Below are 18,604 nucleotides of genomic sequence, written 5' to 3' on the forward strand. Positions count from 1 at the left end.
GCGTGGCTCTGCCGAAGTTGACCGACGAGCAGCGGCGCGAGGCTCTGGCGAAGGCTGCCGAGGCACGCCTCGTGCGAGCCGAGGTCAAGAACCGTCTCAAGCACTCTGGCGCGTCGATCGCCGACGTCCTGGAGCAAGCCAAGACCAACGAGGCGATCGCCAAGCTCAAGGTGCTCGATCTTCTCCAGGCGATGCCCGGAGTCGGCAAGGTGACGGCCCAGGAGATCATGGCACGGCTCGGCATCGCCGAATCGCGCCGGCTCCGCGGGCTCGGTCCCAAGCAGGAGCGTGACCTCATCGCCGAGTTCGGTCGTCGCGGCTGACGTGGGGGCCGGCACACATCGCTCGCGGCTCGTCGTCCTTGCCGGACCCACCGCCGTCGGCAAGGGAACCGTCGCTGCGTGCATCCGCGAACACCATCCCGAGATCTGGATCTCGGTCTCGGTCACCACTCGGCCTCCGCGCCCGGGCGAGATCGACGGCCACCACTATCACTTCGTGAGCGACGAGGAGTTCGACCGACTCGTCGCCGCCGACGGGCTGCTCGAGTGGGCCACGGTCCACGGCCGGTACCGCTACGGCACGCCGCGGGCGGAAGTCGAGGAACGACTGGCCCACGGCCGGCCGGCCCTGTTGGAGATCGATCTGCAGGGCGCCCGCCAGGTACGGCAGCGCATGCCGCAGGCGCTCATGGTGTTCCTCGCCCCGCCGAGCTGGGAGGAGTTGGTGCGTCGTCTGGTGGGCCGCGGCACGGAGAGCGAGGAGGAACGCGAGCGCCGCTTGAGTACCGCGCGCGACGAACTCGCCGCTCAAGCCGAGTTCGATGTGACCATCGTCAACACCGAAGTCGAGGAAGCGTGCGCGGCCTTGGTAGACTTGTTCAGATCGGGAATCACCGAGATTCCCTCAACCCCGTTTCAGTAATCCCACATCACGAGAGGGCGGATCACCGTGTCCACCACCCGTTCGGCTGCCGAGGGCATCACCAACCCCCCGATCGACGACCTGCTGGAGAAGACCGACTCCAAGTACAAGTTGGTCCTGTACAGCGCCAAGCGCGCCCGCCAGATCAACGCCTACTACTCGCAGCTCGGTGAGGGCCTGCTCGAGTACGTCGGCCCGCTGCTGGAGACCGAGGTCCAGGAGAAGCCCCTGTCGATCGCGCTGCGCGAGATCAACGAGGGCCTGCTGACCGTCGAGGACATCGACCCCGAGGCCGAGGCTGCCGCGGCTCAGGCCGCGCGCGACGCCGCTTCCGGCGACGCCTGAGCCAGCCGCCGAGCGTCGCATGACTCTCGCATGAGCGCGATCGTCCTGGGTGTCAGCGGGGGAGTGGCCGCCTACAAGGCCGCCCTCCTGCTGCGCCTGTTCACCGAGTCCGGTCACGAGGTCCGCGTGGTGCCGACCGAGTCGGCGCTGAACTTCGTGGGCGCCGCGACGTGGGAGGCCTTGTCGGGGCACCCGGTGCAGACCGCGACCTTCGACAACGTTCCCGAGGTGCCGCACGTGCGGATCGGCCAGAGCGCCGATCTCGTCGTGGTCGCACCCGCCACTGCCAACACGCTCGCCCGGGCGGCGCAAGGCCTGGCCGACGATCTGCTCACCAACACCCTGCTCACCGCCCGGTGTCCGGTGGTGTTCGCGCCGGCGATGCACACCGAGATGTGGGAGCACCCGGCCACCCAGGCCAACGTCGCGACGTTGCGTGAGCGCGGGGCGATCGTCATCGATCCGGCGGTCGGCCGCCTCACCGGTGCCGACTCCGGCGCCGGACGTCTTCCCGATCCCGAGGATATTCACGCGGTATGCGTGAACGTGTTGGCCGGGCGCCCGCGTGACCTCGCCGGACGGCGGGTCGTCGTCAGCGCCGGCGGCACCCGGGAGTTCCTCGATCCGGTGCGGTTCCTGGGCAACCGCTCGTCGGGCCGGCAAGGCCTCGCCCTCGCCGAAGCGGCCGCGGCCCGCGGCGCAGAGGTCACCCTCGTCGCTGCCAACGTGGCACTGCCGACACCGGCCGGAGTGGAGCGCATCGACGTCACCACCACCGCCGAACTCCGCGACGCCGTGCTGAAATCGTCCGTCGGCGCGGACGCCGTCGTCATGGCGGCGGCCCCCGCCGACTTCCGCCCGGCGACGTACGCCGACGCCAAGATCAAGAAGCGGACCGACGGTGCCGCGCCGACGATCGAGTTGGTCGAGAACCCCGACGTCCTTGCCGAACTCGTCCGCAGCCGCCCGGCGGGTGCCGCCGAACCGTTCATCGCCGGCTTCGCCGCCGAGACCGGCGACGCGAACGGCAGCGTGCTCGACCACGCCCGCGCCAAACTCGCCCGCAAGGGATGCGACCTGCTGGTCGTCAACGACGTCAGCGGGGGAGGAGTGTTCGGTCAGGACGACAACGACGTGCTCCTGCTGACCGCCGACGGAGCCGCCGCGCCGGTCGGACGTCGCCCCAAGGCCGAGGTCGCGCACGTCATCTGGGACACGATCGTCCAACGATTGGGATGACCGGGCCGGCCTGGCGAGGCCGAGTACAGTGCTAACGACGTCCACCCACAGGAGAATTCATACCGTGAGCCGTTTGTTCACCTCGGAGTCTGTCACCGAGGGCCACCCGGACAAGATCGCCGACCAGATCAGCGACAGCATCCTCGACGCACTGCTCGCCGCCGACCCCAAGAGCCGGGTCGCGGCGGAGACGTTCGTGACCACCGGCATGGTGCTCGTGGGTGGTGAGGTCACGACCGAGGCGTACGTCGACATCGCGCGCATCGCCCGAGACCGTGTCCTCGAGATCGGCTACGACTCCTCCATCAAGGGCTTCGACGGCGAGTCCTGCGCCGTGCAGGTCACCCTCGACGCGCAGTCCCCGGACATCGCGCAGGGCGTCGACACCGCCTACGAGGATCGCACCGGCGAGTCGGCCGACCCGCTGGACCGCCAGGGCGCCGGCGACCAGGGCCTCATGTTCGGCTTCGCGATCGATGAGACGCCCGAACTCATGCCGCTGCCGATCACCATCGCGCACCGGCTCGCCGAGCAGTTGACCCGCGTCCGCAAGGACGGCACGCTGCCGTATCTGCGCCCGGACGGCAAGACGCAGGTCACGATCGAGTACGGCGACGACGACCGTCCCAAGCGCGTCGAGGCGATCGTCGTCTCCACGCAGCACGAGGACGGCGTCGACCTGGAGCACCAGCTCCCGACCGACCTCAAGAAGCACGTCATCGACGTCGTGCTGGCCGAGTACGACATCGACGCCAGCGACTACCAGCTGCACATCAACCCGACCGGCAAGTTCGTCATCGGCGGGCCGATGGGCGACGCCGGGCTGACCGGCCGCAAGATCATCGTCGACACCTACGGCGGCTACGCCCGTCACGGTGGCGGAGCCTTCTCGGGCAAGGACCCGAGCAAGGTGGACCGCTCGGCCGCCTACGCGATGCGCTGGGTCGCCAAGAACATCGTCGCCGCCGGGCTTGCCACCAAGGCCGAGGTGCAGGTCGCGTACGCGATCGGCGTCGCGCACCCGGTCGGTTTCTACGTCGACACCTACGGCACCGAGACGGTTCCGGTCGACACGATCCGCGACGCGGTGCTCGAGGTCTTCGACCTGCGCCCCGCGGCCATCGTGCGTGATCTGGACCTGCTGCGTCCCATCTACGCCCAGACGGCCGCCTACGGCCACTTCGGGCGCCCCGGCCTTCCCTGGGAGAACACCGACCGCGCCGACGCGCTGCGGGCCGCCGCCGGTCTCTGAGCCGGGGTCAGCGGCGGTCGAGTAGCAGCGAGCTCTGCGAGCGGCGTATCGAGACCACGTGGGTGTAGCGCATGTCGTTGGTGGTCGAGTAGCAGCGAGCTCTGCGAGCCGCATATCGAGATCACTTGGGCTCCGTGCGGGCTCCTTCCGCGGCCGCTACTCGATCGCGCTGACCACTCGGCGTTCCACGTGTCGATGCTGTCGGCGGCGGCTGGGAGAATCGACGCGTGACCGATCAGCTGGCGTTTCCCGGGGCCGAGGCGGGCGCGCCCTCGGCGTCGGTGGCACGCGTGCTGATCGACACCCCGCTGCCGCACCTGGACCGCCCCTTCGACTACCGGGTGCCCGACGACCTCCTCGCCGAGGCCGGCGCCGGGTGCCGGGTCAAGGTTCGCTTCGCCGGCAAGCTCACCGACGGTGTCATCGCCGAGCTGGTCGACGACACCGCCCACGAGGGGCGACTCGCCCCGCTGCACAAGCTGGTGTCACCCGAGCCGGTGCTCGCGCCGGAGGTCTTGACGCTCGCCCGGGCTGTGGCCGACCGTTATGCGGGCACGCTCGCCGACGTCCTTCGCCTGGCCATCCCGCCGCGGCACGCCCGGGCGGAGGCACATCCGCGCGAGGACCAGGCGCCGCCGCCGGAGGATCCGGGCTCCGACGCCTGGTACCCCTATCTGGACGGCCCGGCCTTCATCGAGGCGCTCGCGGCTGGACGAAGTCCCCGGGCGGTGCTGTCGGTCCTGCCGCGCCATGAGCCCGAGCGCGCCGTCGCGCAAGCCGTCGCTGCCGCGGTGCGGTCCGGCCGCGGCGCCGTCGTCTGCGTTCCCGACGTCCGGGACGTGGCTCGCTGGGACGCCATCTTCACCGAGGTCCTGGGAGAGGGCCGCCACGTCGTCCTGACCGGTGCACAGAAGCCAGCCGCCCGCTATCGGTCGTTCCTGCGAGTGTCGCGAGGCGAGGTTCCGGTCGTGCTCGGCACGCGCGCGGCGGCGTATGCCCCGGTTCGCGATCTGGGGCTCGTCGCGATGTGGGACGACGGCGACGACCTCTACGCGGAGCCGAGGGCGCCTTATCCGCACGCCCGCGAGGTGCTGCTCCTGCGCGCCGCGCAGCAGTCGGCCGGGGTGCTGCTGGCGGCATACGGCCGCACCGCGGAAGCGCAGTCCCTGGTCGAGTCCGGGTGGTGCGTCAGTCTCAGCGGCGACCAAGCGGCACGGCGGCGGGAGTGGCCCCAGCTCACCGTCACCGACGGCACCGAGACCGGAGCGGCGCCGGTCCGCCTGCCGCACGCCGTGTTCACGGCCGTCCGGCAGGCCGATGGACACGTGCTCGTCCAGGTGCCGCGGCGCGGTTACCGGGCCTCCGTCGCGTGTCAGCGATGTCGCGAGCGCGCCGAGTGCCCAGCCTGCTCCGGCCCGCTCGTGCAGCGTTCAGCGCGGGCGCCGCTCGGCTGCCGATGGTGCGGCACCACGGTCGAGCACTGGCGGTGTCCGCACTGCGGCGACGACCGCCTGCGCGCCCCCGTCGTGGGACAGCTGCGAACGGCCGAGGAGTTCGCCCAGGCGTTCACCGACCACCGAATCGTCACCTCCGGAGGCGCGTCGGTGCTCGACCACGTCGAGCCGGACGCGGACGAGCGAGTCCTCGTGCTCGCCACGCCGGGCGCCGAACCGACCGTGGTCGGCGGGTACGCCGTCGTCGTGCTGCTGGACACCTGGCTCATGCTCGCGCGCGATGACGTGCGGGTGGCCGAGGAGGCGCACCGGCGCTGGTTCAACGCGCTGGCGCTCGCCGCCCACCACGGGCGCGCCGTCGCGGTCGGCGACTCGCCCACGCTGCAGGCGCTCGTCCGCGCCGACCCCGTGGGACTCGCCCACCGGGAGCTCGCCGAGCGCGCCGAGACGCACCTGCCACCCGTCGGCCGACTCGCGACGGTCGAGGGTCCGACCGCCGAGATCGCGCCGCTGATGCAGCGTTCCTGGACTCCGCACACCGAGATCCTCGGGCCCGTTCCGGTCGATGAGCAGCGCGAGCGGCTCATTCTGCGAGCCCCGCGACGCGAGGGGTCGGCGCTGGCCGCCGCCCTCAAACAGGCCGCCGCTGAGCGGAGCGCGGCCAAGCTGCCGCCCTGGCGAATCCAGATCGACCCGATCGACTTCTGAGGTCGCCACCTAGACTCGACCCTCGTGAGAGTCGTCTTCGCGGGCACCCCTGACACCGCCGTCCCGTCGCTGCGTGCGCTGATCGCCAGCCGGCACGAGGTCGTGGCGGTCGTGACCCGCCCCGACGCCCGGGTAGGCCGGGGACGCCGGCTCGAGCCCTCGGCGGTGGCCGTGGCGGCGGAGGAGGCCGGCCTGACGGTGCTCAAGCCCGCATCCGCATCGGATCCTGAGTTCCTCGCCACCCTCCGGGCGCTCGAACCGGACTGCGGTGCCATCGTCGCCTACGGAGCGCTGCTGCGCCGCGACCTCCTGGACCTGCCCGAGTACGGGTGGATCAACCTGCACTTCTCCGTGTTGCCCGCATGGCGCGGGGCAGCGCCCGTGCAGCGCTCGATCATGGCCGGTGACGAAGTCACCGGAGCCACCGTGTTCAGCCTCGTCGAGGAGCTCGACGCCGGCCCGGTGCTCGGAACACTCACCGAGCGCATCCGTCCCGACGACACCGCCGGCACGCTCCTGGAGCGGCTCGCCGACGCGGGCGCCGGCCTGCTCGTCGACGCGCTCGACCACATCGAGGACGGCGACATCGGCGCCATCGAGCAGCCCGAGGACGGCGTCTCCTACGCCGCCAAGCTCACGACCGAGGACGCGCGCGTGGACTGGACCCGCCCCGCCTTCGCGATCGACCGCCAGATCCGCGGGTGCACTCCGGCTCCCGGCGCCTGGACGACGCACGAGGAGAACCGGTTGAAGCTGGGCCCGCTCGACGTGCTGGAGGAGTCGACCTTGGCACCGGGGGAGGTGTCGATCGGCAAACGGGAGGTCCGCGTGGGCACCGGCACGACGGACGTGCGGCTCGGGCAGGTCCAGCCGCACGGCAAGAAGTCCATGCCTGCCGCCGACTGGGGCCGCGGCCTCGGGGGTGCGACGACGGCGGTGCTGCGATGAGTGTCGACGCCGCGCGCACCGCGGCCTACGACATCGTCCGGCAGGTCAGTGACGATGGCGCGTACGTCAACCTCGTGATCCCGCGGGTGCTCCGCGAGCATCAGCTGTCCGGGCGGGACGCCGCGTTCGTCACCGAGTTGGTCAGTGGTGCGGTGCGCCTTCGCGGCACCTACGACGCCATCATCGATTCCCTGGCCAGCCACGGGATCGAGCGGATCGACCCGCCGGTCCTCGACGCGCTGCGCCTCGGCGCGCATCAGCTGCTCAGCATGCGGGTGCCCGACCATGCTGCCGTCACCACCACTGTGGAACTCGTCCGACGGCACGTGGGGCACAAGCCGGTCGGCTTCACGAACGCGATCCTGCGCCGGATCGGCCGACGCGACCTCGACACCTGGCTGAGCGAGGTGACGAAGGGGCTTGACGACGACGACGCACTTGCGGTTCGGTTCTCCCATCCGCGGTGGATCGTGCGGGAGCTGCGCGAGGCGCTGCCGGACCCCGCGCAGCTCGTGGACCTGCTCGCCGCGGACAACGCGGCCCCCAAGGTCACGCTCGTCGCCCGGCCGGGCCTCGCCGATCCCGAGGAACTCCCGGGGGTTCCCGGGAAGCTGTCGCCGTACGCCCGCATCCTCGAAAGCGGCGGCATGCCCGGGGACATCCCCGCGGTGCGCGACGGGCGCGCCGGGGTCCAGGACGAGGGGTCGCAGCTGGTCGCCATCACCTCGGCGGCCTCGCCGGTCGAAGGCCGCGACGAGCGCTGGCTCGACCTGTGCGCGGGCCCGGGTGGCAAATCCGCGCTCTGGGCGGCGCTCGCCGCCGGGCGGGGAGCCCGCGTCGTCGCCAACGAACTGCAGCGGCATCGCGCCGACCTCGTGCGTCAAGCGGTCCGGGCGCTGGACAATGTCGAGGTCACCGTGCACGACGGACGTCGCGGCCCGTGGGAGCCGGGCAGCTTCGACCGGGTCCTCGTCGACGCCCCGTGCACGGGACTCGGCGCCTTGCGAAGGCGTCCGGAATCGCGCTGGCGCCGCACGACCGCAGACCTCGACGACCTCGTCGCGTTGCAGGGCCAGTTGCTCGCGCGCGCCATCGAACTGACCCGTCCCGGCGGCGTCGTGGCCTACGCGACGTGTTCACCCGTCGTGGCCGAGACCCGCGCGGTCGTCGATGCCGCTTTGCAGGAGCACGAGGGACTGGTCCTGGAGTCGATGCAGCAGTGGTGGCCCCATATCGACGGCACCGACGCGATGTTCCTGGCGCTGCTGCGCCGCCGCTAGCGGCCTAGTCGAGGCCGGTGTGCCGAGTGAGCCCATCGGTGGTCGAGTAGGGAGGTCGCTCAGCGACCGACGATGGAGCCAGCGCAGGAGGGGCGTAGCCGCGCTGGAGCGAGACCACGTCGTCTCGTGTGGTCTCGATATGCGGCTCGCAGAGCTCGCCGCTACTCGACCAGCCACAACTCGGTGGTCGAGTAGGGAGGTCGCTCAGCGACCGACCGTATCGAGACCGGGGCGCCACGGCTCCATTGCGGCTCGCAGAGCTCGCCGCTACTCGACCAGCTCAAACAGCGAGCTCGTCGCTACTCGACCACCGGGTTCCGGGGGTAGGTGGTCCGCCGGCGATCCGCCGCTAGGCTGACGGCGTGTCCGACGTGCGCATCACCCCGAGCCTGCTGAACGCCGACTTCGCCAACCTCGCGACCGAGGCCGCCCGGATCGCTGGTGCGGACTTCCTGCACATGGACGTCATGGACAACCACTTCGTGCCCAACCTCACGCTCGGCGCCCCGGTCATCGAGGCCCTGTCCAAGGCGGTCGCTCAGCCCATCGACGCCCATCTGATGATCGAGGACCCCGACCGCTGGGCACCTCAATTCGTCGAGGCCGGTGCGGCCAGCGTGACCTTCCACGCTGAGGCCGTACGGGCCCCCGTGCGGCTCGCCCGCGAGATCCGGGCTCTCGGGGCGCGTGCGTCGATGGCGCTCAAGCCCGCGACGCCGATCGAGCCCTACGCCGATCTGCTGCCCGAGCTGGACATGGTGCTCGTGATGACCGTCGAGCCAGGGTTCGGCGGCCAGAAGTTCCTCGATCTGTGCGTGCCCAAGATCCGGCGCACCCGTGAGCTCATCGCCGCGACAGGTGGCGACATCTGGCTGCAAGTCGATGGCGGAGTGTCGCTGGAGACGATCGAACGGTGCGCCGAAGCGGGTGCCGACACCTTCGTCGCCGGGTCCGCCGTGTTCGGCGCCGACGACCCCGACGCGATGGTCCAGGCGTTGCGCGATCGCGCGCTGTCCTGCACCCACTGACCGAGCCGGCCGCATTCCCCACCCGCGCTCCGTTACGATGGGGACATACGAGCCACGTGCTCGCGTGCCCGGGGTCGGTGAAAGTCCGAGCCGGCGGTGACAGTCCGCGACCCGGTCCTTCGGGACCGGTTGACCTGGTGGAACTCCAGGACCGACGGTGAAAGTCCGGATGGGAGGCGCACGCCACGTCCTCGGCCGTCGGCCGTGGGCGCTACCCCGGTCGTGCGGGCACCCGACCGCGGGAGAGCGAAGCAGTGCCCACCACCGAGCACCTCGAGACGGCGATGCGTCGTGCTCTCGATGCCGCCCGCGCCGTGCCGCGCACGTTGCCCAATCCGCCGGTCGGCTGCGTCCTGCTGGACCCCGACGGCCGCGCACTCGCCGTGGGGGCCCACCGGGGTCCGGGCACGCCCCATGCCGAGGTGGACGCGCTGCAGCAGGCGGGAGCCGCCGCCCGAGGCGCCACCGCCGTCGTGACCCTCGAGCCGTGCGATCACACCGGTCGCACCGGACCGTGCACTCAGGCGCTCATCGCGGCCGGTGTCGCTGAGGTGGTGTACGCGGTGGAGGACCCGAATCCGGTCGGTGCGGGGGGAGCGCGGACCCTGCTCGACGCAGGAATCACGGTGACGACCGGCGTCCTGGCCGACGAGGCCAAAGAGCTGCTCGCGCCGTGGGCCACGCGCTACTGGCACAACCGGCCGTTCGTGACCTGGAAGTACGCGGCGACGCTCGACGGGTTGAGCGCCGCGCCCGACGGCACCAGCAAGTGGATCACCGGCCCGGAGGCGCGCCGCGACGTCCAGCACTTCCGCGCCGAGTGCGACGCGATCATGGCCGGAACCGGCGCCGTCCTCGCCGACGATCCCCGGCTGACCGTGCGCGACGCCGACGACATGCCGTTGCCGTACGCGCAGCAGCCCATGCGCATCGTCGTCGGCGAGACCACGATTCCCAACTACTACCGCGTCTTCGACCGGGTCGCGCCGACCCTGCTCATTCAAACTCGCGAGCCGCACGAGGTGCTGGCCAAGCTCATGGAGAACGACATCCACCACGTGTGGCTGGAGGGCGGACCGCGACTTGCCGGTGCCTTCTGGAACGCCGGGCTCATCGACCGCTTCATCGGCTACCTCGCGCCGGCCATGCTCGGGTCCGGCAGAGCGGCGCTGGAAGGCGAGGCCACCACCCTCGCCGACCTGCGTCCGATCACGATCACCGACGTGCGGCGGATCGGTCCGGATATCCGCATCGTCGGCACGCCCGGACCGCCGCCGCGCGAGGCGATGGGCAAAGGAGAGGGGTACTGATGTTCACCGGACTGGTTGAGGAAGTCGGCGAGATCGTCGCCGTCGAGCCGCAGGAGGACGCGGTGCGCCTGCTCGTCCGCGGCCCACGCGTCGCGGCGGATGCCCGCCACGGCGACTCGATCGCGGTCGACGGTGTCTGCCTGACCGTCACCACGCTGGACGGCGACGTGTTCGGCGCTGACGTCATGGCCGAGTCGCTCAAGCGCTCGTCGCTGGGCGACCTCGTGGCCGGCTCACCGGTCAATCTCGAACGAGCCATGACCCCGCAGACCCGGTTCGGCGGGCACATCGTGCAGGGCCACGTCGACGGCACCGGCACGCTGCTCGACCGGACACCGAGCGAGCACTGGGAGGTCCTGCGCTTCGGTGTTCCCGGGTCCCTCACCCGGTACCTCGTCGAGAAGGGCTCGATCACGATCAACGGCACCTCGTTGACCGTCGTCGACGTCATCGACGGGTCTGAATCGTCGTTCACCGTCTCGCTCATCCCCACCACCCTCGCCGAGACCACGCTCGGCGCTCTGCCGACCGGCGCTCGCGTCAATCTCGAGGTCGACGTCCTCGCCAAGTACGTCGAGCGTCTGCTCGCGAAAGGAGCCATGCATGGCTGACCCTGCTGTGCGACTCGACCCGGTCGAGCGCGCCATCGCCGACATCGCCGCCGGCAAGGCGATCGTCGTCGTCGACGACGAGAACCGTGAGAACGAGGGCGACATCATCTTCGCCGCCTCGAAGGCCACACCCGAACTCATGGCGTTCCTCGTCCGGTACTCCAGCGGGCTGATCTGCGCCCCGGTCGTGGGCGAGATCCTCGACCGCCTCGCGATTCCGCTCATGACACCGCACAACCGTGACCGATTGCGCACGGCGTACACGGTCTCGGTCGACGCGCGGGACGGCGTGACCACGGGCATCTCGGCCGCCGACCGGGCGCGGACCTGCCGTGTGCTGGCCGACTCGGCCACGGAACCGTTCGAGCTGGTCCAGCCCGGCCACATCGTGCCGCTGCGGGCCAAGCCCGGTGGCGTGCTCGAACGCCCCGGCCACACCGAGGCGGCCGTCGACTTCGCCCGGCTGGCCGGGCTGACCCCGGCCGGGGTGATCGGCGAGGTCATGAACGACGATGGCACCCTCAAGCGGCTGCCGGAGCTGCGGGAGTTCGCCGACGAGCACGGCCTCGCGCTCGTGTCGATCGAGGACCTTCAGGTCTACCGCCGCCTCCACGAGAGCCAGGTCGACCGCCTCGCCACCACGCAGTTGCCCACCGAGTTCGGCGATTTCGTCGCGCATGGGTACCGCAATCGCATCGACGGCGGCGAGCACATCGCGCTGGTATACGGAGAGCCGGGGACCGCGAACGTCCTCACCCGACTGCACTCGGAGTGCCTGACCGGTGACGTGTTCGGCTCGCAGCGGTGCGACTGCGGTCCGCAGCTGCAAGCCTCCATGGCCGACATCACCGCGGCGGGCGCCGGGATCGTGGTCTACCTGCGCGGTCATGAGGGCCGTGGCATCGGGCTGCTCCACAAGCTCCAGGCCTACGCGCTCCAGGAACGCGGACGTGACACGGTCGACGCGAACCTCGAACTCGGGTTCGGCGAGGACGAACGCGATTACGCCGCCGGCGCCCAGATCCTGCGCGATCTGGGAGTGGACTCGGTGCGGCTGCTGACGAACAACCCCGACAAGGCCGCCCAGCTGGCCACGTACGGTGTGAAGGTCGACGAGCGCGTGCCGATCGCGGTCCGGCCGACACGACACAACCTGCGGTATCTACAGTCCAAGGCCGAACGGATGGGGCACGACCTGCCCGACCTGGTCGCCCTCGACGACGCCGATCTCGATGAAGGAGCACCCGCATGAGCGAGCGCCAGCGAGCGAGCATGAGGCAGCACGTCAAGGAGGTGTCGGCATGAGCGGACACGGAGCACCGAACCTGACCACCGACGCGAGCGGCGCGAAGGTCGCCATCGTCGCCTCGAGCTGGCACACCACGGTGATGGACGGATTGATCGCGGGCGCGCAGCTCGCACTCGCCGACGCCCGGGCCGCTCAGGTCGACCTCGTGCGAACCGCGGGCTCGTTCGAGTTGCCGCTCGTCGCGAAGGCCTGCGCCGAGCAGGGCTACGACGCGGTCGTGGCGCTCGGTGTCGTCATCCGCGGCGGGACGCCGCACTTCGACTACGTGTGCGCGGCGGCGACCGACGGTCTCTCGCGGGTGGCGCTCGACACCGGCGTTCCGGTCGGGTTCGGCCTGTTGACCTGTGACACCGAGGAGCAGGCGCTGGACCGCGCCGGCCTCGCCGACAGCCACGAGGACAAGGGTCGCGAGGCAGCTGAGGCAGCGCTTGCCACGTGGGCGACGCTGAGCGCGCTGCGGGGCTGACCGGGCGGTCCGGGCGGGACGATAGACTGGCGCACGATGAAGACGTTCGAGGGTCTGTTCGCCGAGCTGAGCGACAAGGCCGCCACCCGCCCCGAGGGTTCGCGCACAGTCGCTGAGCTCGACGCCGGCGTGCACACCATCGGCAAGAAGCTGGTGGAGGAGGCGGCCGAGTCGTGGATGGCCGCCGAGCACGAGGGACGTGAGCGCGCGGCCGAGGAGCTGAGCCAGCTGCTCTACCACGCCCAGGTCATGATGATCGCCGCCGGCATCACGCTCGACGACGTCTACGCGCATCTGTGACGGCAGCGGATCCCACCCACCGAACGCCCCGGGTTCAGCCGCTGTCGTGACCCGAGCCCGACCGGACGAAAAGAGATGCACCATGCTCAAGGTCGCCGTCCCCAACAAGGGTGCGCTGTCCGACGCCGCCGCGCTGATCCTGGCGGAAGCCGGGTACCGGCAGCGCCGCAACGCCAAGGACCTGGTCAGTGTCGACGCCGACAATCAGGTCGAGTTCTTCTACCTGCGTCCCCGCGACATCGCGATCTACGTGGGGGAGGGCACGCTCGACGTCGGGATCACCGGACGTGATCTGCTGCTCGACTCCGGCGCCAAGGCCGACGAGGCGATGGCGCTGGGCTTCGGCGAGTCGACGTTCCGTTTCGCCGCTCCCGCCGGCACGCTGACCTCCGAGCGCGAGCTCGCGGGTCGTCGCATCGCCACGTCCTACCCCGGCATCGTGCGGTCCCACTTGTCGACGCTCGGCGTCGAGGCCGACGTCGTCCGCCTCGACGGGGCGGTCGAGACGTCGATCCGCCTCGGCGTCGCCGACGCGATCGCGGACGTCGTCGAGACCGGCACCACGCTGCGCCAGGCCGGACTGGAGGTCTTCGGCGAGCCGATCCTCTCCTCCGAGGCGGTCGTCGTCACTCGCCACGAGGGAGCCGAACCCGAGGGCTTGGCGGTGTTCCGTCGCCGGCTCGAGAGCGTTCTCGTGGCGCGCACCTACGTGATGATGGACTACGACATCCGCGTGGACCGGGTGGAGGAGGCCGTGCGGCTCACCCCGGGTATCGAGTCCCCGACAGTGTCGCCGCTGCATCGCGAAGGGTGGGTGGCCGTGCGCTCGATGGTGCCGCGCGACACTGCCCAGCGCGTCATGGACGACCTCTACGCGATCGGCGCTCGCGGCATCCTCGTCACCGACATCCTGTCCTGCCGAATCTGATGGACGCCACGCGCAGGAGCTTCCGGCCCGTTGCGGTCTCGCTCATCATGTGGCTCTCCACGGCGATCCTCGTGGTGCTCATGATCGTCATCGGTCGCGCGCTGCCCGAGGATGTCGTGTTCACGGTCTCGCAGGCCGCGACGCTGTGGGCGTTCGTCGCGCTGGTGGCCCTGCTCGCGTATGCGGTGAGCCGCAGCCGGGTGCACGCCGACGACGAGGGGCTCACGGTCGTGAACGGCTTCCGCAGACGACGTCTCCGCTGGGACGAGGTCGGGTCCATCGCCATGCGCGAGGGTGCGCCCTGGCCGACGCTCGTGACCCGCGAGGACGAACGGGTCATCCTGTTCGCCATCCAAGGCAGCGACGGGGCCGCGGCGCGCGAGGCGGTCGCATGGCTTCAGGAGCGGCTGCGATGAGCGGGCACGGACCGACGCTCGCCGAACCCGCGTTCCCCGACGACGACGGCCGGCTCGATCCGGCGCTGGCGGAAGTCATTGACGGCAGTGACGTCGACGTCCTGGGCCGTCTCGGCGGCGCCCGGATCTTCGTGGCCGTCGTCGCAGTGCTATCCGGCGATGCCGACGTCGCCGCGATCGAGGGCGACAAGAACGCCGACATGGCCGCGGTGCTGATGCAAGGAGCCGACGGACGGCAAGCGTTGCTGACGTTCACCAGCGTCGACGCGATGCACCAGTGGAACCCGCAGGCGCGTCCGGTCCCGGTGTACGGGCGCGACGCTGCCCGCGCGGCGCTCGCCGAGGGCGCCTCGGCCATGCTCGTGGACCTCGGAAGCCCGCGATTCCGCGTCGTCGAGACCGAGGACGTCGAGCACCTCGCCCAGGAGCACGTGCTGGTCCGCACCCCGGCCGGCACGGCCTGGGTCGCGCCCGTCGACTAGTCGGCCGGGTGACCGGCCCTCACCCGAGGCGAGCGGTGAGTTGTCCCGCACGTGCGGGCTCGCGGTGCGTGCTGGCTCACCGCCACCGCGCCACGACGCGAGCGTTGCACTGCTCGCTGGGGCGCGGGTCGGATTGGCGCCGGGAACAACCAACCTGCTAACATGGTTGATCGAAGTGGAGGTCACCTCCCACCTGCCTGGTTCTCGGACCTTGAGGTTCTGCGCGGCGTACACGTGTCGTCGCGCCCGATACGCCGCGCGCGTGTCGCGATGGTGGCCTTCGTTTCGCGGAGGCCATTTTTCATGTCCTCCATCCACGACCATCAGGAGGACCCATCAGCACAGAGCTGCGCGTCAACGAGCGGATTCGCGTTCCCGAAGTACGTCTCGTCGGACCGAGCGGTGAGCAGGTGGGCATCGTCCGCATCGACGATGCCCTGCGCCTGGCTGCCGAAGCCGACCTCGACCTCGTCGAGGTCGCGCCGCAGGCCCGCCCGCCGGTGTGCCGTCTCATGGACTACGGCAAATTCAAGTACGAGGCTGCCCAGAAGGCCCGTGAGTCCCGACGCAACCAGTCGAACACGATCATCAAGGAGATGAAGCTCCGCCCGAAGATCGACCAGCACGACTACGACACCAAGAAGGGTCACGTCGTGCGATTCCTTCGCGCGGGCGACAAGGTCAAGATCACGATCATGTTCCGCGGCCGCGAGCAGCACCGACCCGAGCTCGGGTTCCGGCTGCTGCAGAAGCTGGCCGCCGACGTGGAGGATCTCGGATTCATCGAGTCGAACGCCCGTCAGGACGGTCGCAACATGACGATGGTGCTCGCTCCTCACAAGAAGAAGTCGGAGGCGCAGGCGCAGGTCAAGGCCGAGAAGGCCGAGAACACCGCGCAGCGTGTCGCCGACCGCGAAGCCGAGGCGGAGGCCGAGAAGGCCTACCGCGAGGCCCAGCAGAAGAATGCGACGCCCAAGAAGCCGCGGCGTCGCTCCGAGAACCTCGACCCAGACATGGAGGCCTAACATGCCGAAGTTCAAGCCCCACTCGGGCATGAAGAAGCGCGTCAAGCTCAGCGGCAAGGGCAAGCTGCGCCGCCAGCAGGCGAACCGTTACCACCTGCTCGAGCACAAGTCCTCGACCCGCACCCGTCGCCTCGACGGCACCACCGAGGTGTCGAAGGCCGACACCAAGCAGGTCAAGAAGCTGCTCGGACTCTGAGCCGCGCCCCACTGATTTTCTAAGGAGACACCGATGGCACGCGTCAAGCGTTCCGTGAACGCACAGAAGAAGCGCCGTGAGGTCCTCGAGCGGGCCTCGGGCTACCGTGGACAGCGTTCGCGCCTGTACCGCAAGGCCAAGGAGCAGGTCACTCACTCGCTGGTCTACTCCTACAACGACCGCCGCGCGAAGAAGGGCGACTTCCGGCGCCTCTGGATCCAGCGCATCAACGCCGCGGCGCGTGCGCAGGGTCTGACCTACAACCGTTTCATCCAGGGCCTGAAGGCCGCCGAGGTCGAGGTCGACCGCAAGATCCTCGCCGATCTCGCGGTCAACGACATCGCGGCGTTCAACGCCCTCGTCGAGGTGGCCAAGGCCAACCTTCCCGAGGACGTCAACGCGCCCAAGGCCGAGTCCGCGGCCTGAGTCCCTCGACTCCACCACCAGTGGCGAGCCAGCCCGGCGAGCTGACCGTGCGTTCCGCACGCGTCAAGCACGCCCGGCGGCTCGCCACTCGTGCGTTCCGGGCCAAGACGGGCGAGTTCCTCGCCGAGGGGCCGCAAGCCGTCCGCGAGGCGCTCGCCGAGCCCGAGGTCGTCATCGAGGTGTTCGCCACCGCGGAGGCCACCGCCCGCCACGGCGCCTGGCGCGATGCGCATCCGGTCCTGCCCTGGCACGTGGTGTCCGGCGACGTCCTCGCCGAGATCGCCGATGCGGTGCAGCCCCAGGGGATCGTGGCGCGCTGTCACGACGTCACGGTCACGCTGGACGCACTGCCCGCTCAGGCACGACTCGTGGTCGTGTGCGCGCAGATCCGCGACCCCGGCAATCTGGGCGCCGTGATCCGCTGTGCCGACGCCGCCGGTGCCGACGCCGTGATCGTGGCCGGTGACAGCGTCGATCCGCTGAACCCCAAGGTGGTCCGGTCCACCGCGGGCTCGCTCTTCCATCTCCCGGTCCTGCTGGAGCGCGACCTCGTCCGCGCCGTCGAGACGCTCCAGGGCGCCGGGCTGCAGGTCTTCGGCGCCGACGGCGGCGGACGGCTGCTCGACGACGCGGCGCTCGACCTGTCTGCCCCCACGGCGTGGGTGATGGGCAACGAAGCGCACGGGCTGCCGACGCAGGTGCGCGAGCTGGCCGACGAGGTCGTCGGCGTGCCCATGTACGGGCGTGCTGAGAGCCTCAATCTCGCCACCGCGGCCGCCGTCTGCGTCTACGCGTCAGCCGGTGCCATGCATAGATGATCATCTGAGCTCGCTCATCTGACTAGGAGGAGACCCTCCCGTCGGACTATCCTCGCCTGCGTGTCCTTCGAGAACTTCCCCGACGGCGTGATCGTCGCCGATGCCGACGGCGTCGTCGAGTACGTCAACGAACGGGTCCGCGAGATGGCGCGGGCCGTCGGTGACGAGATGCTCGGGATGCACCTCTCGGAGGCCGTGCCGTTCGACGACCTGAACGGCAACTCCTGGTTCGACGTGGTTCGCCCCTATGACGGCTTCGAGCTGCGCAAGCGCATCTCCGAACACTCGTGGTGGTCGCCGCGGGGGAGTGAGTACCTCATCACCGCCTCGTTGATCCGGGAGCGGCCGGCCGGACGCGTCGTCCAGGTCATCGTCTCGATCCGCAACGCGCGCATCCGCAACCAGCGCGACCGGGAACGTTCGGACATGGTCGCCACCGTCGCGCACGAGCTGCGATCCCCGCTCACCGGGATCAAAGGCTTCACTGCCACCCTGCTCAGCCGCTGGGAGCAGTTCAGCGAGGAGCAGCGCAAGTTCATGCTCTCGACGGTGGACGCCGACGCCGACCGGCTCAGCAGGCTGATCGCCGAACTCTTGGATGCGGCGCGGATCGACTCCGGGCGGCTCACGCTGCGCACCGGCCCGGTTCAGCTCGACGCGCTCGCCGCCCGGGTGCTCGCCAGTGCCTTCGCGGCCGCCGACGACCAGCCGGCGCCGACCGTCGAGGGGGAGATCCCGGTGATCTGGGGCGACGAGGACCGCATCACGCAGGTCGTGACGAACCTCGTCGAGAACGCGATCCGGCACGGCGACGGGCTGCGGGAACTCGCCGTCCGGCGCGACGGTGACGGCGTCGTCGTGGAGGTCAGCGACCACGGCAGCGGCATCCCCGTGGAGCTGCGTCAGCGCGTCTTCAGCCGGTTCTGGAAGAGCGGACCCGGCGCCGGCAGCGGCCTGGGTATGTTCATCGTGCGGGGCGTGGTGCAGCAGCATCACGGCACGATCGACATCGGTACCGGTGAGTCCGGGGGAGCGCGCATCCGGGTGCGGCTGCCGATCAACGAGCCCGCGTCGCTGACGGCGGAGGCCCCGTCGATAAACTCGACCGAAGGCCCCTCGATCCGTCACTGAAAGGTCGT

Annotated in this window: 22 protein-coding genes and 1 riboswitch; all 22 genes read left to right on the forward strand. The window is 70.3% G+C overall.

Annotated features, from left to right (window positions below; genetic code table 11):
- Nucleotides 1-2: 2 nt before the first annotated feature.
- Nucleotides 3-323 carry an integration host factor, actinobacterial type gene (gene mihF, locus D9V41_RS11790; protein WP_121794770.1) on the forward strand — a complete coding sequence of 107 codons (321 nt, stop codon included), beginning with the start codon at nucleotides 3-5 and terminating at the stop codon, nucleotides 321-323.
- Nucleotides 289-924 carry a guanylate kinase gene (gene gmk / locus D9V41_RS11795; RefSeq protein WP_166376018.1) on the forward strand — a complete coding sequence of 212 codons (636 nt, stop codon included), beginning with the start codon at nucleotides 289-291 and terminating at the stop codon, nucleotides 922-924. The genes mihF and gmk overlap by 35 nt, the downstream gene beginning before the upstream one ends.
- 27 nt (nucleotides 925-951) lie before the next feature.
- Nucleotides 952-1,269, forward strand: a complete 318-nt coding sequence (rpoZ, locus tag D9V41_RS11800) for a DNA-directed RNA polymerase subunit omega (RefSeq protein ID WP_121794772.1) — start codon at nucleotides 952-954, stop codon at nucleotides 1,267-1,269.
- Between the two features lie 30 nt (nucleotides 1,270-1,299).
- The gene (coaBC, locus tag D9V41_RS11805; RefSeq protein ID WP_121794773.1) at nucleotides 1,300-2,508 is read left to right on the forward strand and encodes a bifunctional phosphopantothenoylcysteine decarboxylase/phosphopantothenate--cysteine ligase CoaBC; all 1,209 of its coding nucleotides are present in this window, start codon (nucleotides 1,300-1,302) and stop codon (nucleotides 2,506-2,508) included.
- A gap of 64 nt (nucleotides 2,509-2,572) precedes the next feature.
- Nucleotides 2,573-3,760 (forward strand): methionine adenosyltransferase, encoded by a 1,188-nt coding sequence (gene metK, locus D9V41_RS11810; RefSeq protein WP_121794774.1) that lies wholly within the window; start codon nucleotides 2,573-2,575, stop codon nucleotides 3,758-3,760.
- Between the two features lie 227 nt (nucleotides 3,761-3,987).
- Entirely contained in the window at nucleotides 3,988-5,922 is a 1,935-nt protein-coding gene (locus tag D9V41_RS11815) for a primosomal protein N' family DNA-binding protein (protein ID WP_208006841.1), read from the forward strand.
- Nucleotides 5,923-5,946: 24 nt separating this feature from the next.
- Nucleotides 5,947-6,870, forward strand: a complete 924-nt coding sequence (gene fmt, locus D9V41_RS11820) for a methionyl-tRNA formyltransferase (RefSeq protein ID WP_121794775.1) — start codon at nucleotides 5,947-5,949, stop codon at nucleotides 6,868-6,870.
- Nucleotides 6,867-8,150, forward strand: a complete 1,284-nt coding sequence (locus D9V41_RS11825; RefSeq protein ID WP_121794776.1) for an RsmB/NOP family class I SAM-dependent RNA methyltransferase — start codon at nucleotides 6,867-6,869, stop codon at nucleotides 8,148-8,150. Before fmt ends, D9V41_RS11825 begins: the two co-directional genes overlap by 4 nt.
- A gap of 371 nt (nucleotides 8,151-8,521) precedes the next feature.
- Entirely contained in the window at nucleotides 8,522-9,178 is a 657-nt protein-coding gene (gene rpe / locus D9V41_RS11830; protein ID WP_121794811.1) for a ribulose-phosphate 3-epimerase, read from the forward strand.
- A gap of 59 nt (nucleotides 9,179-9,237) precedes the next feature.
- Nucleotides 9,238-9,363: riboswitch (FMN riboswitch) on the forward strand.
- Between the two features lie 69 nt (nucleotides 9,364-9,432).
- Nucleotides 9,433-10,488 carry a bifunctional diaminohydroxyphosphoribosylaminopyrimidine deaminase/5-amino-6-(5-phosphoribosylamino)uracil reductase RibD gene (gene ribD, locus D9V41_RS11835; RefSeq protein WP_243697248.1) on the forward strand — a complete coding sequence of 352 codons (1,056 nt, stop codon included), beginning with the start codon at nucleotides 9,433-9,435 and terminating at the stop codon, nucleotides 10,486-10,488.
- Nucleotides 10,488-11,099, forward strand: coding sequence for a riboflavin synthase (locus tag D9V41_RS11840; protein ID WP_121794777.1), 612 nt, complete (start codon nucleotides 10,488-10,490; stop codon nucleotides 11,097-11,099). The genes ribD and D9V41_RS11840 overlap by 1 nt, the downstream gene beginning before the upstream one ends.
- On the forward strand, nucleotides 11,092-12,351 hold the full coding sequence (locus D9V41_RS11845; RefSeq protein WP_121794778.1) for a bifunctional 3,4-dihydroxy-2-butanone-4-phosphate synthase/GTP cyclohydrolase II: 1,260 nt from the start codon (nucleotides 11,092-11,094) through the stop codon (nucleotides 12,349-12,351). Before D9V41_RS11840 ends, D9V41_RS11845 begins: the two co-directional genes overlap by 8 nt.
- A gap of 49 nt (nucleotides 12,352-12,400) precedes the next feature.
- Nucleotides 12,401-12,874 (forward strand): 6,7-dimethyl-8-ribityllumazine synthase, encoded by a 474-nt coding sequence (gene ribH / locus D9V41_RS11850; protein ID WP_121794779.1) that lies wholly within the window; start codon nucleotides 12,401-12,403, stop codon nucleotides 12,872-12,874.
- A gap of 36 nt (nucleotides 12,875-12,910) precedes the next feature.
- Complete coding sequence (locus tag D9V41_RS11855) at nucleotides 12,911-13,174, forward strand: phosphoribosyl-ATP diphosphatase (RefSeq protein ID WP_121794780.1); 264 nt, start codon at nucleotides 12,911-12,913, stop codon at nucleotides 13,172-13,174.
- Nucleotides 13,175-13,256: 82 nt separating this feature from the next.
- Complete coding sequence (hisG, locus tag D9V41_RS11860; RefSeq protein ID WP_121794781.1) at nucleotides 13,257-14,102, forward strand: ATP phosphoribosyltransferase; 846 nt, start codon at nucleotides 13,257-13,259, stop codon at nucleotides 14,100-14,102.
- A complete protein-coding gene (locus D9V41_RS11865; protein ID WP_121794782.1) occupies nucleotides 14,102-14,518 on the forward strand; it encodes a PH domain-containing protein in 417 nt (138 codons plus the stop codon). Before hisG ends, D9V41_RS11865 begins: the two co-directional genes overlap by 1 nt.
- Nucleotides 14,515-15,000 carry an SseB family protein gene (locus D9V41_RS11870; RefSeq protein WP_121794783.1) on the forward strand — a complete coding sequence of 162 codons (486 nt, stop codon included), beginning with the start codon at nucleotides 14,515-14,517 and terminating at the stop codon, nucleotides 14,998-15,000. Before D9V41_RS11865 ends, D9V41_RS11870 begins: the two co-directional genes overlap by 4 nt.
- A 347-nt stretch (nucleotides 15,001-15,347) precedes the next feature.
- Nucleotides 15,348-16,025 carry a translation initiation factor IF-3 gene (infC, locus tag D9V41_RS11875; protein WP_121794784.1) on the forward strand — a complete coding sequence of 226 codons (678 nt, stop codon included), beginning with the start codon at nucleotides 15,348-15,350 and terminating at the stop codon, nucleotides 16,023-16,025.
- 1 nt (nucleotide 16,026) lies between these two features.
- Nucleotides 16,027-16,221 (forward strand): 50S ribosomal protein L35, encoded by a 195-nt coding sequence (rpmI, locus tag D9V41_RS11880; RefSeq protein WP_121794785.1) that lies wholly within the window; start codon nucleotides 16,027-16,029, stop codon nucleotides 16,219-16,221.
- 33 nt (nucleotides 16,222-16,254) lie between these two features.
- Nucleotides 16,255-16,647, forward strand: coding sequence for a 50S ribosomal protein L20 (gene rplT, locus D9V41_RS11885; RefSeq protein ID WP_121794786.1), 393 nt, complete (start codon nucleotides 16,255-16,257; stop codon nucleotides 16,645-16,647).
- 47 nt (nucleotides 16,648-16,694) lie between these two features.
- Complete coding sequence (locus D9V41_RS11890; protein ID WP_243697249.1) at nucleotides 16,695-17,465, forward strand: TrmH family RNA methyltransferase; 771 nt, start codon at nucleotides 16,695-16,697, stop codon at nucleotides 17,463-17,465.
- A gap of 60 nt (nucleotides 17,466-17,525) precedes the next feature.
- Nucleotides 17,526-18,596, forward strand: coding sequence for a sensor histidine kinase (locus D9V41_RS11895; protein WP_121794788.1), 1,071 nt, complete (start codon nucleotides 17,526-17,528; stop codon nucleotides 18,594-18,596).
- Nucleotides 18,597-18,604: the final 8 nt, after the last annotated feature.

This window comes from Aeromicrobium phragmitis (assembly GCF_003674095.1).
Taxonomy (GTDB): domain Bacteria; phylum Actinomycetota; class Actinomycetes; order Propionibacteriales; family Nocardioidaceae; genus Aeromicrobium; species Aeromicrobium phragmitis.

What these genes read in the sequence shown, in the direction of transcription:
- coaBC (WP_121794773.1), top strand. Translation starts at nt 1,300, where the DNA reads ATGAGCGCGATCGTCCTGGGTGTCAGCGGGGGAGTGGCCGCCTACAAG.
- D9V41_RS11825 (WP_121794776.1), top strand. Translation starts at nt 6,867, where the DNA reads ATGAGTGTCGACGCCGCGCGCACCGCGGCCTACGACATCGTCCGGCAG.
- D9V41_RS11840 (WP_121794777.1), top strand. Translation starts at nt 10,488, where the DNA reads ATGTTCACCGGACTGGTTGAGGAAGTCGGCGAGATCGTCGCCGTCGAG.
- D9V41_RS11845 (WP_121794778.1), top strand. Translation starts at nt 11,092, where the DNA reads ATGGCTGACCCTGCTGTGCGACTCGACCCGGTCGAGCGCGCCATCGCC.
- ribH (WP_121794779.1), top strand. Translation starts at nt 12,401, where the DNA reads ATGAGCGGACACGGAGCACCGAACCTGACCACCGACGCGAGCGGCGCG.
- D9V41_RS11855 (WP_121794780.1), top strand. Translation starts at nt 12,911, where the DNA reads ATGAAGACGTTCGAGGGTCTGTTCGCCGAGCTGAGCGACAAGGCCGCC.
- hisG (WP_121794781.1), top strand. Translation starts at nt 13,257, where the DNA reads ATGCTCAAGGTCGCCGTCCCCAACAAGGGTGCGCTGTCCGACGCCGCC.
- D9V41_RS11865 (WP_121794782.1), top strand. Translation starts at nt 14,102, where the DNA reads ATGGACGCCACGCGCAGGAGCTTCCGGCCCGTTGCGGTCTCGCTCATC.
- D9V41_RS11870 (WP_121794783.1), top strand. Translation starts at nt 14,515, where the DNA reads ATGAGCGGGCACGGACCGACGCTCGCCGAACCCGCGTTCCCCGACGAC.
- rpmI (WP_121794785.1), top strand. Translation starts at nt 16,027, where the DNA reads ATGCCGAAGTTCAAGCCCCACTCGGGCATGAAGAAGCGCGTCAAGCTC.
- rplT (WP_121794786.1), top strand. Translation starts at nt 16,255, where the DNA reads ATGGCACGCGTCAAGCGTTCCGTGAACGCACAGAAGAAGCGCCGTGAG.